Origin of the sequence: Streptomyces sp. NPDC048392, assembly GCF_043200575.1 — a bacterium.
GTDB lineage: Bacteria > Actinomycetota > Actinomycetes > Streptomycetales > Streptomycetaceae > Streptomyces.
Genome location: NZ_JBICYB010000002.1, coordinates 216,456 through 229,840 on the forward strand (window position 1 = coordinate 216,456; position 13,385 = coordinate 229,840).

Here is a 13,385-nt window from a genome sequence, read left to right on the forward strand (position 1 = left end):
GCGTGATCGATATCAACGAGTCCGTGATGCAGTTCCTTCTCGCGTTCCTCGTCGTAGGTCCGCTCGTAGGCGCCGCCGCCGCTCTTCTGCCGGCCCCGCCCGGGCTGAAGGGAAACTCCCCCGAGCAGGCCGTACTCCGGCACGGCGTCACCGTCACCGGCGCCGTCCTCGTCGCGGCGGTCGTCCTCGTGCTCGGCTTCGACCACGACCATCCGTCGAAGATGCAGGCCAGCACGGACATCAGCTGGATCCCGGCACTCGACGTGCGCATCCACCTCGGCATCGACGGCATCTCCCTCCCCCTCCTGGTCCTGACCGCGCTGCTGACCTTCCTCTGCGCGCTCTACACGTACTTCAAGCGGCACCACGAGCGACCGACGCCGCGGGCCACGGGCGCCGGCCCGAAGGCCTTCGTCGCGCTGCTGCTCGTGCTGGAGTCCGGCACCCTCGCGACCTTCGCCGTCCTCGATCTGATCCTGTTCTTCCTCGCCTTCGAGATGGTCCTCATCCCGATGTACTTCCTCATCGCCCGCTGGGACGGCGAGGAACGGACCGCGGCCGCCTGGAAGTTCATCCTCTTCACGCTCCTCGGCTCCGTCGTCATGCTGCTCGGCCTGCTCCTGATCGGAATCACGGCGGGCACATTCGACATGGTGGCACTCGCCACTGACAACGGTCGGTCGCTGACCACATCCGTGCAGGTCACCGCAGTTCTGGCGATCGGGATCGGGCTCGCGGTCAAGACTCCGATGTGGCCGCTGCACAGCTGGCTGCCCGACGCCCACACCGCCGCGCCGACCGTCGGCTCGGTCCTGCTGGCCGGCGTCCTGCTGAAGATGGGTACGTACGGGATGGTCCGCATTCTGCTTCCGGCCGCGCCGGACGGCTTCCGCGTCTTCGCGCCGTACCTCGCGGCCTTCGCCGTGGTCGGCATCATCTACGGCTCGCTGGCCTGCCTGGCCCTCGCCAGAAGAGGCGCGAAGGGCGACCTCAAGCGCCTCATCGCCTACTCCTCCGTCGGCCACATGGGCTTCGTCCTGCTCGGCGTCGCGACCATGACCCCGACCGGCGTGAACGGCGCCCTGTTCGCCAACATCGCCCACGGCCTCATCACCGGTCTGCTCTTCTTCGTGGTCGGCGCGCTCAAGGACCGCACCGGAACCACCGACCTCGACACCCTCGCCAGGGAGACCGGAGCGGCCCTGTACGGCAAGGCGCCGCACCTCGGGGGCCTGCTCGCCTTCGCCGCGGTCGCCTCTCTGGGCCTGCCGGGCCTGGCCGGGTTCTGGGGCGAGATGCTCGCCCTGTTCGGCGCCTTCGACCCGCACGACGACCTCAGCCGCCCCGCGTTCCTCACCTTCATGGCGATCGCCGCCCTCGGCACCCTGCTGACCGCCGCGTACATGCTGATCGTGGTCCGCCGCGTCTGCATGGGCGCCGTACCGCACGAAGCGCCGAAACTCGCCGACGTGCGCACGTACGAGTTCGCCGCCTGGACCCCGCTCGTCGCCCTCACCGTCCTCGCCGGGCTGTGGCCCAGAACCCTCCTCGGACTGACCGATCCGGCCGTGCAGCAGCTCCTCTCAGGAGGCACCCGATGAGCTTCCCGGCCCAGCCTCTCGCCGAGGCCCTGTCTCAGCCACTGGCCCAGAGCCCGGTGCAGCCACTGGCCCAGAACCTCGTCCAGTCCGTCGACTGGCTCGCCATCGCGCCGCCCACCATCACGGCGGTCGTCGGACTCGTCGTCCTCGTCACGGACCTGTTCGTCAAGGACGCCCGCACGTCCCTGCTCGGCTGGATCTCGGTCGCCGGACTCGCCGCCTCCGCCCTCATGCTGCTGCCCCTGGTGAATGACGGCCGCTCGACGTTCTGCCTGACCGGCGAGCCCGGCACCTGCAGCTACACCGCCGACACCTTCACCCTTGCCATCCAGTTCCTGGTGCTCGGCGGCGCCCTCCTCACCGCCCTCCTGTCCGTCACCGCCGTGAAGGACGCCGACCGGGGACTGCCCGAGGGCGAGTACTGGTTCCTGCTGCTCTCCTCCGCGGCCGGCGCAGCGCTCCTGCCCGCCTCCCGCGACCTCGCCACGCTCATCGTCGCCCTGGAGGTCGCTTCCCTGCCCGCCTTCGCCCTCGTCGGCCTCCGGCAGGGCGACCGCAGATCCTCGGAAGCGGCGCTCAAGTTCTTCCTGTCCTCGGTCACCGCGACCGCAGTCGGTCTCATGGGCATCAGCTTCGTGTACGCCACCACCGGCACTCTCCACCTCACCCAGGTGGCCGACCGCATCCAGTACGTCGACGGGCAGCTCACCACCCTCGCCCAGACCGGCGTCGTCCTCACCCTCGTCGGCTTCGCCTTCAAGACGGCCGCCGTGCCCTTCCACTTCTGGGTGCCCGACACCTACGTGGGCGCACCCCTGCCGATCGCGGCCTATCTGTCCGTGGTCGGCAAAGCGGTCGGCTTCTCCGGCCTCATCCTCGTCACCGTCGTGGCGCTCCCGTCCTACGCCGACGTCTGGGGCCCCGCCCTCGCGGTGCTGGCCGCGCTCACCATGACCGTCGGCAACGTAGGTGCCCTCCGGCAGCGGGCCACGCGCGCGTACAGCGCGGTACGCCTGCTCGCCTGGTCGTCCGTCGGCCAGGCGGGCTACCTCCTGGTGCCGATCGCCGCCGCAGCGTACTCCGACGACCCCGAACGCTCGATCGGCTCCACCGTCGCCTACGCGCTCATGTACGGCGCGGTGAACCTCGGCGCCTTCGCGGTGGCCGCACTCGTGGGCCGCAGGCGGTCCCTGAACCGCGTGGCCGACTACCGCGGCCTGTACGCCGCCAATCCCCTCACCGCTCTCCTCCTGGCGTTCTTCCTGCTCTGCCTCGCCGGGCTGCCGCCCGGCATCATCGGCCTCTTCGCCAAGGTCACGGTGTTCTCCGCGGCCGTCGACGCCGGACTCGGCTGGCTGGCCGTCGTCATGACCGTCAACGTCGTGATCGCGCTCTACTACTACCTCCAATGGACGGCTCTGCTGTTCCGGTCGCCCGAGGACGCGGCCGTCGGACACCGCGTTCCCGCCCCCCTCACGGCCGCGCTCGCCGTGACCGCCGTCCTCGCCGTCGCCCTCTCCGGAGCGCCCCAGCTGATCCTGCGCTTCACCGACACCGGGCTCTTCTGAAGCACCCCGCGCAGGCACACGTGCGGGCGGCCCCCGGCCCCCCCGCGCGCGTGCCACCCGCTGCGGCCGTCATCCGTACCGACCACGCGCGCCCTGCTGGGCGTCGGGGAACTGGCGGCCCTCGCCTGGCGTTGACCAGTAGGGAAGGGTCCACTGGACGTGCCGCCACGGCACCGGTGGCACCGGAGACCAGGAAGCAACCACAGCGAGCGAGACCAAGCAAGCGAAGGGTTCCCCTGCTGCACCACTTGGAGGGCGTACCGTGCACCGCCGGCACAACGGGCTCAGGACCGCAGTACTCCTCGGGGGACTGTCCGCACTCATCATCGTCATCGGCAGCTTCTTCGGCCGAGCGGGGCTCGTCGTCGCCGTCCTCGTCGCCCTGGGCACCAACGCGTACGCGTACTGGAACAGCGACAAGCTCGCCCTGCGTGCGATGCGCGCCCGCCCGGTCAGCGAGTTCGAGGCCCCGGCGTTGTACCGCATGATCCGCGAGCTCTCCACCCAGGCCCGCCAGCCGATGCCGCGCCTGTACATCTCACCGACGGAGGCGCCCAACGCCTTCGCGACCGGCCGCAACCCGCGCAACGCGGCCGTGTGCTGCACCGAAGGCATCATGCGCCTGCTCGACGAGCGCGAGCTGCGCGGGGTCATCGGGCACGAACTCAGCCACGTCTACAACCGCGACATCCTGATCTCCTCCGTCGCCGGCGCCCTCGCCTCCGTGATCATGTTCCTGGTCAACTTCGCCTGGCTGATCCCCTTCGGACGGTCCAGCGACGATGACGGACCCGGTCTGCTGGGCCTGCTCCTCATCATGCTTCTCGGACCGCTCGCGGCCACGGTCATCCAACTGGCGATCAGCCGCTCCAGGGAGTACGAGGCCGACGCTGCCGGCGCCCAGCTCACCGGTGACCCGCTCGCGCTGGCCGGCGCTCTGCGCAAACTGGAACTGGGCACCAAGCGGCTTCCGCTCCCCCAGGAGCCCAGGATCGAGACCGCCAGCCACATGATGATCGCCAATCCCTTCCGTCCTGAGCGGGGGCTCTCGAAGATGTTCTCCACCCACCCGCCGATGGCGGAGCGAATCGCCCGACTCGAAAAGATGGCAGGTCGTCAGCAGTGAAGACCATCCTCAACGTCATTTGGCTCGTGCTCAGCGGCTTCTGGCTGTTCCTCGGCTACCTGTTCGCCGGCGCGCTGCTGTGCATCACGATTATCGGCATCCCGTTCGGCATCGCGGCCTTCCGCATCGGTGTCTACGCCCTGTGGCCCTTCGGGTACACGGCGGTCGAGCGCCGCGACGCCGGAGCCCCCTCCTGCATCGGAAACGTGCTGTGGCTCCTCCTCGCGGGCTGGTGGCTGGCCCTCGGCCACATCGTGACCGGCATCGCGCTGTGCGTCACGATCATCGGCATCCCGCTCGGCATCGCCAACTTCAAGCTGATCCCCGTCTCACTGCTCCCCCTGGGGCGCGAGATCGTGCGCACGGACCAGCCGTTCACGGCCGGAACGACGCAGCGCACCGGCTGGTAGGAGCCCTCAAGGACTCTCGTTGTCCACAACTTCCAGGTTGTCCACAGGCCCGGCCGGGTGTCAGTGGGGGCCTGCATCATGAAGCCATGTCCGAGATCGAGCAGTTGCTGGACCGGGTGGCCGTCAAAGCGCGGAACACCCGCCCATGGGGCTGGGCTTCCCAGCCCGAGCCCGAGCCCGAGCCCGAGCCCGAGCCCGAGCCCGAGCCCGAGCCCGAGCCCGAGCCCGAGCCCGAGCCCGAGCCCGTGGCCACGCCTGCCCGCGCGGAGGCGGAGGCCCTCGGCTTCTCCTTCCCCTCGCTGCTCGCCGAGCTGTACCTGCGCGGAGGAGACGGCAGACTCGGTCCGGAGTACGGGCTGTTGTCCCTGCTCGACAGCCCACCGTCCAGCGAGCCCGCCGCCGTCACCCAGTACCTCGCCAACCGCGAGAGCGGCGTGAAGTCCTCCGACCGGCCCTGGCCCGAGGGCGTCCTGCCGATATCCCACTGGGGCTGCGCGCGATGTACGCGTGCGTCGACTGCCGCTCCCCGCAAGCCACCGTCCTCCTCTTCGAGCCCAACGCCGGCGACGCCGACCACGTCTGGTACGTCGACGCCCCGAGCCTCCCCGACTGGCTGCGCGTCCGGGGCGACGGCACGGACTGGTACGAGGAAGCCAACGAGGGCCCGGAGCCGACCGCGTGGGCCGACTTCCCCCCGCGCACCGGTAGACGGCCCCGTAAGACGGATACGCCGTCCGCACGGGCGTCCTGAGGCAAACCGGACCGAACCACTCCCGTCCGGGGACGAGAGGCGCCGGCGAGCGGCCGGGCGTCGCCGCGCGGCCCCCCGCCGCCTACCGCGGGACCTGCTGCCCCCGCACCCCGTAAGCCACCACACCCACCGCCAGGACACCCACGCCCACGACGACCGAGACCGCCGGAAGCGAGAACGCGAGCACCACACAACCGACCAGCCCCAGCGTCGGCACGACCAGCGATGCCCTCGACGGATCGAGCGTCCAGGCCGAGGCGTTGGCCACGGCGTAGTACGCCAGCACACCGAAGGAGGAGAAACCGATCGCCCCGCGTACGTCCACCGTCGCCGCCAGGACCGCGACCACCGCGCCCACGGCCAGCTCCGCCCGGTGCGGCACCCGGGAACGCGGATGCACCGCCGCCAGCACCCGGGGCAGATGACGGTCCCGGGCCATGGCCAGCGTCGTCCGTGAAACCCCCAGGATCAGCGCCAGCAGGGAGCCCAGCGCGGCCACGGCGGCACCCACCCGCACGACCGGCGCCAGCCCCGGCAGACCGGCCGCCCGCACCGCGTCGGCCAGTGGCGCCGTCGCCTGCCCCAGACCGCTCGGGCCCAGCACGGAAAGGACAGCCACCGCCACACACCCGTACACCGCCAGCGTGAAGCCCAGAGCCAGCGGGACAGCGCGTGGAATCGTGCGCCGCGGGTCCCGCACCTCCTCACCGAGGGTCGCCACGCGCGCGTACCCCGCGAACGCGAAGAACAGCAGGCCGGCAGCCTGCAGAATCCCGCCGGGACCGCCCGACAGGCCGACGTCCAACCGCTCGGTGCCGGCCCGTGCCGACCCCAGACACACCACCACCACGGAAGCGAGGACAGCGAGGACCACCGCCACGATCACCCGCGTCAGCCAGGCCGACTTCTGTATCCCGCCGTAGTTCACCGCGGTCAGTGCCACCACGGCCGCCACCGCCACGACGTGCGCCTGCTCCGGCCAGACGTACGCGCCCACGGTGAGCGCCATGGCAGCACAGGAGGCCGTCTTCCCGACGACGAACGACCAGCCCGCGAGATATCCCCAGAACTCCCCGAGCCGCTCACGTCCATAGACGTACGTACCGCCCGAGGCCGGGTACCGGGCGGCCAGCCGGGCCGACGACATGGCGTTGCAGTAGGCGACGGCGGCTGCCACGGCGAGGGCGAGGAGCAGCCCCGACCCTGCGGCACGCGCCGCAGGTGCCAGCGCGGCGAAGACCCCGGCGCCGATCATGGAGCCGAGTCCCACGACGACGGCGTCGCCCAGACCCAAAGTGCGCCGCAGCTCCGATTCCGCAGGTGTCATGGGTCGCACCATACTGATCACCGCAACCATCGGGCGTGGTCGGAACGTCCTCTCCACCAAGAGGACATGAACACCGCCGAGGAACGAGCCCACAGCACTGGGACAGTGCGGGCACAGCGAGAAAGGGCAGGGTCACGGCATGACCGTCATCAGCTGGATCATCCTCGGACTGTTGGCCGGAGCCATCGCCAAGTTCCTGCTGCCGGGCCGCGACCCCGGAGGGTTCATCGGAACCACCCTCATCGGCATCGCGGGTGCGTTCATCGGCGGCTGGATATCGGCCCGCTGGCTGGACCACCCGATCAGCAAGGATTTCTACGACGGCGCCACCTGGGCGGCCGCGATCGGCGGTTCCCTGGTGCTCCTGGTCGCCTACCGGCTCCTGTTCGGCAACTCGCGCGACTGACCACGCGCGGACCACGATCGAGGAAGGGCGGGCACCGTCGGGTGCCCACCCCCTTTCGCCGCCGGCTCAGCAGGTCACCGGTAGTTCACGAACTGCAGCGCGAAGTCGAAGTCCTGGCCCTTCAGCAGGGCGATCACGGTCTGCAGATCGTCGCGGCTCTTCGAGGAGACCCGCAGCTCCTCGCCCTGTACCTGCGCCTTCACGCCCTTGGGGCCCTCGTCGCGGATGAGCTTGGCCACCTTCTTCGCGTTCTCCTGGGAAATGCCCTCCTCGATCGACGCGAAGATCTTGTACTCCTTGCCGGAGAGCTGGGGCTCGCCCGCGTCCAGAGCCTTGAGCGAGATGCCACGCTTGATCAGCTTGGACTGGAAGACGTCGAGGACTGCGCTCACCCGGTCCTCGGAGTTGGCCTCCATGAGGATCTTCTCCCCGGACCACGAGATCGAGGCGCCCACGCCCTTGAAGTCGTAGCGCTGCGAGATCTCCTTGGCGGCCTGGTTGAGGGCGTTGTCGACCTCCTGCCGCTCGACCTTCGAGACGATGTCGAAACTGGAGTCGGCCATGTCCTGTGGCTCCTTGCATCTGGGTGCGTGTCGGGCCGCGTATCGGGTCCGTACCGGCATACATGGGCGGCCGCCGAGCCCGGCAGGGTCCACGGCCGCATCCGGACAAGCCTAGCCACCCGCCGAGCCCCGGGCGGCGATCAATCGGGTGGCGAAGCACCCCTCCACATCAGGTATTGTTTACGTCGTTGCCCCGGAGCGCCGCCGAAAAGCGGTTCGACGGGCAGCGAACCCCGGCGGTGTGCCCGAGCGGCCAAAGGGAGCAGACTGTAAATCTGCCGGCTCAGCCTTCCCAGGTTCGAATCCTGGCGCCGCCACACGGGAACGAAGACCCCCGTGACCTGCGTAAACAGCAGGCCACGGGGGTCTTCGTCCTATGCCGTCGTATGTCGGCATGTGGCATCCCGGAAGAGGACGCCCCGTGGGTCCCGGCTTCGGGGTCGCGCCTAGGGCGGCAGACTGGAGCCATGGCCTCGTCCTCCCGTCGCAGAACCTGCCCCGAGTGCCGTCGCGAGATCGCCGTCGTCGCGGGTCGGTACGCGCGCCATGACCCGCCCGGTGCACGGGGGAGCGGTGAGCTCGTGTCCTGTCCGGGTTCGCGTCGGCCGGCGCAACTCGGCGCGGCGCAGCCGTCCCTGGACGGATACGTGGTCCCTGATTTCCCCGGACAGCTGCCCTTGTTCTGACCGTCTGCCCCGACGGTTCGCGTCCCGCGCCGCCCTCAGTTCCCGGCCACCGACTTCACCGCCACCGAGGCAGGCGTCGAACCGCTGATCAGCTCCAGCGCCAGGCCGCTCGCGGCCGGCGTGTCGACCAGTTCCGCCAGGACGGCGGCGACGTCGTCGCGCGGAACGGGGCCACGGCCGGTGTGCGCCTCCAGGCGTACGAGGCCCGTGCCCGCGTCGTCCGTCAGGGCGCCCGGGCGCAGGATCGTCCAGGCGAGGGCGTTCAGCGAGCTGACGTAGGCGTCGGCCTCGCCCTTGGCGCGCAGGTAGACGTCGAAGACGTCGTCCCCCTGGTGCCGTGGGTCGGCGCCCATGGACGACACGATCAGGAACCGCCGTACACCGGCCCGGACCGCCGCGTCCGCGAAGAGGACCGCGGCCGCCTTGTCCACCGTGTCCTTGCGGGCCGCCCCGCTCCCGGGGCCGGACCCCGCCGCGAAGACCGCCGCGTCCGCGCCCCGCAGCCGCTCCGCCACCTCCTCGACCGAGGCCGACTCCAGGTCCAGCACGACCGGTTCGGCGCCGGCCGCACGCAGGTCGTCGGCCTGCTCGGCCTTGCGGATGATGCCCGCCACCTCGTCATCGCGCGCGGCGAGCAACCGCTCCAGCCGCAGCGCGATCTGACCATGACCACCAGCGATGACAATGCGCATGTCTTCGACCGTACGCCCCGACGGCGGCCCGCGCCGCACGACTTCGACGCCCGCGCCGCCCGACTTCGACCGCCCGCACCACGCCGCTTCACCGCTCGCCGCCGGCCCGGATCAGGGAGACGGTCCGTGCGAGCACGCTGCGTAAGTCCCGGGCCGTCCCGGCCCGCCCCGAGCCCGCCCCGCTGCGGGCGGCCCACGCTGCCCAAAGAAACCAGACCAGACCAGACCAAGCTGGGCCGGACAGGCCGGACCAGATGAAGCAGGCAGGCCGGCCGGACGGCCCGGACCGACCAGGCCAGCCGCTGCCTCAGGCCATGTCCCCGCAGCTGCCGCGCCCGTCGCGGCGTTCTCGCCCGCCGCGCCCCTGCCGGGGCAGCCCCAGGTCCGTCGCGGCGGTCGAGTCGCCGTACTCCCGTACCGCACTGGTCCGTGCCACCACGCGCCCTCGGTGCACCACGATCCGGCTGTACGCCAGCGACAGCGCGCCCGCCAGCCGGTCCCCGCGTACGGCGACGAGCTCGGCCGGGAAGCCCGCCTCCACCCGTACCTCGGGCAGGCCGAGGGCCGCCCGTGCCGCCGCGCTCACCGCGTCGAACGCGTCCTCGGGACGCAGCCCGTGGCGCGAGGCCAGCAGATACGCCGCCTCCAAGGGGTCGCCGCGCCCCACCGGGTTGGACACGTCCCGCAGCGCACCGCTCCCAGCCGCGACCCGCACCCCGGCCGCCCGCAACAGCCGTACCGGAACCGTGCCGTCGGGGTGGTCCACCGCCCCGCAGGCGCCCTGTGGCAGGCAGACCACCGTCACTCCGGCCGCCGCGAGCTGGTCCGCGGCCCGGGAGACCACCTCGGCGGGCAGCCGGGCCAGGCCGTCGCAGGGACCGAGTGCCACCCCGGGGCGCAGCCCGCCCGCCATCGCCGCCAGACGGGCCAGCCGCGCCGGATCGGCGGCGTCCGTGTGCAGGTCGACCGGGCAGCCGTGCTCCGCGGCGACCTCCAGGACCGCCTCCACGTAGCCCGTCGGATCGGGGTCCAGGTCCGGGCACCCGCCCACCACGTCCGCGCCCATCTTGACCGCGTCCCGCAGCATTGCCAGCCCGTCGGCACCGGCCACCCCGGTCAGTACCCTCGGCATCGCCACCGCGGTCAGTTCGGTGAGCCCGCGCAGCGAGCGCCGGGCCCGCAGTACGGCGGTCAGCGCACCCAGTCCCGGTACGTCACCCACCCGCACGTGCGCCCGCAGCGCGGTGGCGCCGTGTCCCAACTGGAGCAGGGCGGCCTCGGTGGCCCGTCGCCGGATGTCCTCGGGGTCGTAGGAGACGGGCCCCGGGACGTCGGCCGTGAGTGCCGTGTCGGCGTGGACGTGAGGATCGGCGGGAGCGGGGAGGAGCAGGTATCCGCCGAGGTCCAGGCGGGTACCGGGGTCGGGTGTCCGGCCCGGGGTCAGGCTGCGGAGCGGGCGGCCCGGGGTCAGGCTTCCGGCCGTGCCGACCGCCTCGATGCGCCCGCCGCAGAGCCGTACGTCCACGGTCCGGCCGTCGGTGAGCCGCGCCCCGGAGAGCAGAAGCGAACCGCGGCCGGCGGGGTCCGAGGGGGAGGGCGAGTGGGGCGGCTGCGGCTGACTGTCGGGCATCGCGCTCCTCTGGGCTCGGGGCTGCGCAGTGGGGGACGCAAGATCACGCAGAGTGAGTCGAGCCTAGGACGGTGATCAGCCCGTGGCGCGGAGGAGCGCAATAGTCGTACCGGTGCCGTCCGCCCTTCCCACAGCGGTCGGGACGGTACGGGACAGGGGCGGCGAAACGGATTTGGGCGAACGGCGGGCGACCGTGTAATGTCTTCATCGCTCGCCCCAATAGCTCAGTCGGCAGAGCGTCTCCATGGTAAGGAGAAGGTCAACGGTTCGATTCCGTTTTGGGGCTCTGGTGTGAGAGGTTCCCGTCGCGAGGCGGGGCCGATCGCATCACAGCGGTGTAGCTCAGTCGGTAGAGCAAGCGGCTCATAATCGCTGTGTCACCGGTTCAAGTCCGGTCACCGCTACTTTCAGTAGCCGATTGCGGGGTCGGTCCTTCGATCGGCTACTCTTCCTGCGTTAATACCATCAATCCGTTCGTCAAGGAGCACTCACGTGGCTGCCACCGACGTCCGCCCGAAGATCACGCTGGCCTGCGTGGAGTGCAAGGAGCGGAACTACATCACCAAGAAGAACCGGCGTAACAACCCGGACCGAATGGAGATGAAGAAGCACTGCCCGCGTTGCAACGCGCACACCGCGCACCGCGAGACGCGATAGAACAGGCTCGTACACGAGGCCGTCCCCGAAGCTTGGGGGCGGCCTCGTGTCGTTGTCACCGGCCCTTGCCGTCACCGGCCCTTGCCGGCGCAGGCTCATGCCGGCGCAAGCCCTCGTTGTCGCAGGAACTCGTCGTCACAAGAGCTAGTCGCCACAGCCACGAAGAGCAGTAGCAGGAGGTTGCGAGCCCATGGCGCTCGACCAGTCGTTCGTGGGGCGGACCTATCCGCCCACCGAGCCCTATGAGGTGGGCCGGGAGAAGATCCGTGAGTTCGCGGAGGCGGTGGGGGACACCAACCCGGCGTACACCGATGCGGAGGCGGCGAAGACGCTCGGCCATCCGGACGTGATCGCGCCGCCGACGTTCGTGTTCTCGATCACTTTCAGGGCGGCGGGTCGGGTCATCGAGGATCCGCAGCTCGGGCTGGACTACGGCCGGGTGGTGCACGGCGACCAGAAGTTCGCCTACGTCCGTCCGGTGCGGGCCGGCGACCGGCTCACGGTCACCTCGACGATCGAGGCGGTCAAGTCGATGGCGGGCAACGACATCCTGGACATCCGTGGTGAGGTCCATGACGAGGCGGGCGAGCACGTCGTGACCGCCTGGACCAAGCTTGTGGCCCGTGCGGCCGAGGAGGCGTGAGCATTCCATGACGCAGCCCGTGAAGGCGAAGGTCGCGTACGACGACGTCGAGGTGGGCACCGAGCTGCCCGCGCGGAGCTTCCCGGTGGACCGGGCCCGGCTCGTGCGGTACGCGGGCGCCTCCGGTGACTTCAACCCGATCCACTGGAACGAGAAGTTCGCCAAGGAGGTGGGCCTGCCGGACGTCATCGCGCACGGCATGTTCACCATGGCCGAGGCGATCCGCGTGGTCACCGACTGGGTCGGTGATCCGGGCGCGGTCGTGGAGTACGGAGTCCGCTTCACCAGGCCCGTCGTCGTTCCGAACGACGACCAGGGGGCCGTGATCGAGGTCAGGGGCAAGGTGGCGGCCAAGCTCGACGACCGCACCGTCCGCGTCGACCTCACGGCCACCAGCGCAGGCCAGAAGGTCCTCGGCATGTCCCGGGCCGTCGTGCGACTGGCCTGACCGGTCCTGCTACTGGCCTGACCGGTCCTGCTACTGGCCTGACCGGTCTTGCCGACTGGCCTGACCGGTCCTGCGACCGGACTGACCGGTCCTGCCGACTGGCCTGACCCGTCCCGCCGACCGGACTGACCGATTCGGCCCGCGCGGGGTCCTCTCGGAAAGAGATGGCGGTAAGGGGCGTCCTCCCTGGAGAACACCCCTTACCGCTGCGCCGCCGCCGTCTCGCCACCGCACTTCAGAAGACACCTTGACGAAGTAAGTGATTGAGTACTAACTTTTGCCTCATGGTCAGGATGAGCGCGGAAGAGCGGCGCGAGAGTGTCATCCGGGCGGCGACGAGCGAGTTCGCCCGGGGCGGCTACTACGGCACGTCCACGGAAGACATCGCCAAGCGGGTGGGTGTGTCTCAGCCGTACCTCTTCCGGCTCTTCCCGGGCAAGAAAGCGATCTTCCTCGCGGTGGCGGAGCGCTGCCTGCAGGACACGCGCAAGGTGTTCGAGGCGGCGTCCGAGGGTCTGCACGGCGAAGAGGCCCTGCACGCCATGGCCGACGCCTATGCGCGACTGATCTCCGAGCAGCCCGAGAAGCTCCAGATGCAGTTGCAGGTGTACGTCGCGGTCGCGGCGGCGGAGGCGGCGGGGGAACACGAGTTCGGCGAGATGGTCCGCAGGGGCTGGCTGGAACTCTGGGACGCCGTACATCTGCCCCTGGGTGGCGACGTCGCCGGGACGACGGCCTTCATGGCGTCCGGCATGCTCATCAACACCCTGGCCGGCATGGGGTTCCCGCCCGAGCATCGGGTCTGGGACGGACTCTACGACTCGGCGCGGATCAAGCACGCCCGGTCCGTCCGGTCCGCGGAGGAAGACACGTGAGC

Annotated in this window: 14 protein-coding genes, 3 tRNA genes and 1 pseudogene; 14 read left to right on the plus strand and 4 right to left on the minus strand. The window is 70.5% G+C overall.

All coding sequences use genetic code 11. The features are described from left to right. Nucleotides 1-2: 2 nt before the first annotated feature. From ACGFYH_RS04850 to ACGFYH_RS04870, 5 genes and pseudogenes are all read left to right on the plus strand, one after another. Entirely contained in the window at nt 3-1,601 is a 1,599-nt protein-coding gene (locus tag ACGFYH_RS04850) for an NADH-quinone oxidoreductase subunit M (protein ID WP_393801716.1), read from the plus strand. After that, on the plus strand, nt 1,598-3,169 hold the full coding sequence (locus tag ACGFYH_RS04855; protein WP_393801717.1) for an NADH-quinone oxidoreductase subunit N: 1,572 nt from the start codon (nt 1,598-1,600) through the stop codon (nt 3,167-3,169). Before ACGFYH_RS04850 ends, ACGFYH_RS04855 begins: the two co-directional genes overlap by 4 nt. A gap of 262 nt (nt 3,170-3,431) precedes the next feature. Further along, nucleotides 3,432-4,295: a zinc metalloprotease HtpX gene (gene htpX, locus ACGFYH_RS04860; RefSeq protein WP_393801718.1), complete on the plus strand. Its 864-nt coding sequence runs from the start codon at nt 3,432-3,434 to the stop codon at nt 4,293-4,295. Next, on the plus strand, nt 4,292-4,705 hold the full coding sequence (locus ACGFYH_RS04865) for a YccF domain-containing protein (RefSeq protein WP_393801719.1): 414 nt from the start codon (nt 4,292-4,294) through the stop codon (nt 4,703-4,705). The genes htpX and ACGFYH_RS04865 overlap by 4 nt, the downstream gene beginning before the upstream one ends. An 86-nt stretch (nt 4,706-4,791) precedes the next feature. Further along, nucleotides 4,792-5,456, plus strand: a pseudogene (locus ACGFYH_RS04870) (SMI1/KNR4 family protein). A gap of 82 nt (nt 5,457-5,538) precedes the next feature. On the opposite strand, the gene ACGFYH_RS04875 reads toward ACGFYH_RS04870, so the two are convergent. Continuing rightward, the gene (locus ACGFYH_RS04875) at nt 5,539-6,783 is read right to left on the minus strand and encodes an APC family permease (protein WP_393801720.1); all 1,245 of its coding nucleotides are present in this window, start codon (nt 6,781-6,783) and stop codon (nt 5,539-5,541) included. A 139-nt stretch (nt 6,784-6,922) separates the two neighbouring features. On the opposite strand from ACGFYH_RS04875, the gene ACGFYH_RS04880 reads away from it, so the two are divergent. Continuing rightward, nucleotides 6,923-7,189, plus strand: coding sequence for a GlsB/YeaQ/YmgE family stress response membrane protein (locus ACGFYH_RS04880; protein ID WP_393801721.1), 267 nt, complete (start codon nt 6,923-6,925; stop codon nt 7,187-7,189). A gap of 74 nt (nt 7,190-7,263) precedes the next feature. Here the strand turns inward: ACGFYH_RS04880 and ACGFYH_RS04885 are convergent, their stop codons facing one another. Further along, on the minus strand, nt 7,264-7,752 hold the full coding sequence (locus tag ACGFYH_RS04885; RefSeq protein ID WP_127892003.1) for a YajQ family cyclic di-GMP-binding protein: 489 nt from the start codon (nt 7,750-7,752) through the stop codon (nt 7,264-7,266). A 235-nt stretch (nt 7,753-7,987) separates the two neighbouring features. On the opposite strand from ACGFYH_RS04885, the gene ACGFYH_RS04890 reads away from it, so the two are divergent. Beyond that, nucleotides 7,988-8,069, plus strand: a tRNA-Tyr gene (locus tag ACGFYH_RS04890). 150 nt (nt 8,070-8,219) lie between these two features. Further along, nucleotides 8,220-8,438 carry a hypothetical protein gene (locus ACGFYH_RS04895; protein WP_031034672.1) on the plus strand — a complete coding sequence of 73 codons (219 nt, stop codon included), beginning with the start codon at nt 8,220-8,222 and terminating at the stop codon, nt 8,436-8,438. Between the two features lie 35 nt (nt 8,439-8,473). Here ACGFYH_RS04895 and ACGFYH_RS04900 read toward each other — a convergent pair whose 3' ends face one another. After that, nucleotides 8,474-9,130: an SDR family oxidoreductase gene (locus tag ACGFYH_RS04900; protein WP_393801722.1), complete on the minus strand. Its 657-nt coding sequence runs from the start codon at nt 9,128-9,130 to the stop codon at nt 8,474-8,476. A gap of 307 nt (nt 9,131-9,437) precedes the next feature. Continuing rightward, nucleotides 9,438-10,760 carry a hydrolase gene (locus ACGFYH_RS04905; RefSeq protein ID WP_393801723.1) on the minus strand — a complete coding sequence of 441 codons (1,323 nt, stop codon included), beginning with the start codon at nt 10,758-10,760 and terminating at the stop codon, nt 9,438-9,440. 213 nt (nt 10,761-10,973) lie between these two features. On the opposite strand from ACGFYH_RS04905, the gene ACGFYH_RS04910 reads away from it, so the two are divergent. The 6 genes from ACGFYH_RS04910 (at nt 10,974) to ACGFYH_RS04935 (ending at nt 13,383) form a co-directional block, all read left to right on the plus strand. Beyond that, nucleotides 10,974-11,046 (plus strand) — tRNA-Thr (locus ACGFYH_RS04910). 45 nt (nt 11,047-11,091) lie between these two features. Then, nucleotides 11,092-11,164, plus strand: a tRNA-Met gene (locus tag ACGFYH_RS04915). Nucleotides 11,165-11,252: 88 nt separating this feature from the next. Further along, entirely contained in the window at nt 11,253-11,417 is a 165-nt protein-coding gene (gene rpmG / locus ACGFYH_RS04920) for a 50S ribosomal protein L33 (protein WP_018834916.1), read from the plus strand. A gap of 190 nt (nt 11,418-11,607) precedes the next feature. Next, a complete protein-coding gene (locus tag ACGFYH_RS04925) occupies nt 11,608-12,060 on the plus strand; it encodes a MaoC family dehydratase N-terminal domain-containing protein (protein WP_393801724.1) in 453 nt (150 codons plus the stop codon). Between the two features lie 19 nt (nt 12,061-12,079). After that, on the plus strand, nt 12,080-12,508 hold the full coding sequence (locus ACGFYH_RS04930) for a MaoC family dehydratase (RefSeq protein WP_393801946.1): 429 nt from the start codon (nt 12,080-12,082) through the stop codon (nt 12,506-12,508). A gap of 284 nt (nt 12,509-12,792) precedes the next feature. Then, nucleotides 12,793-13,383, plus strand: coding sequence for a TetR/AcrR family transcriptional regulator (locus ACGFYH_RS04935; RefSeq protein ID WP_393801725.1), 591 nt, complete (start codon nt 12,793-12,795; stop codon nt 13,381-13,383). Nucleotides 13,384-13,385: the final 2 nt, after the last annotated feature.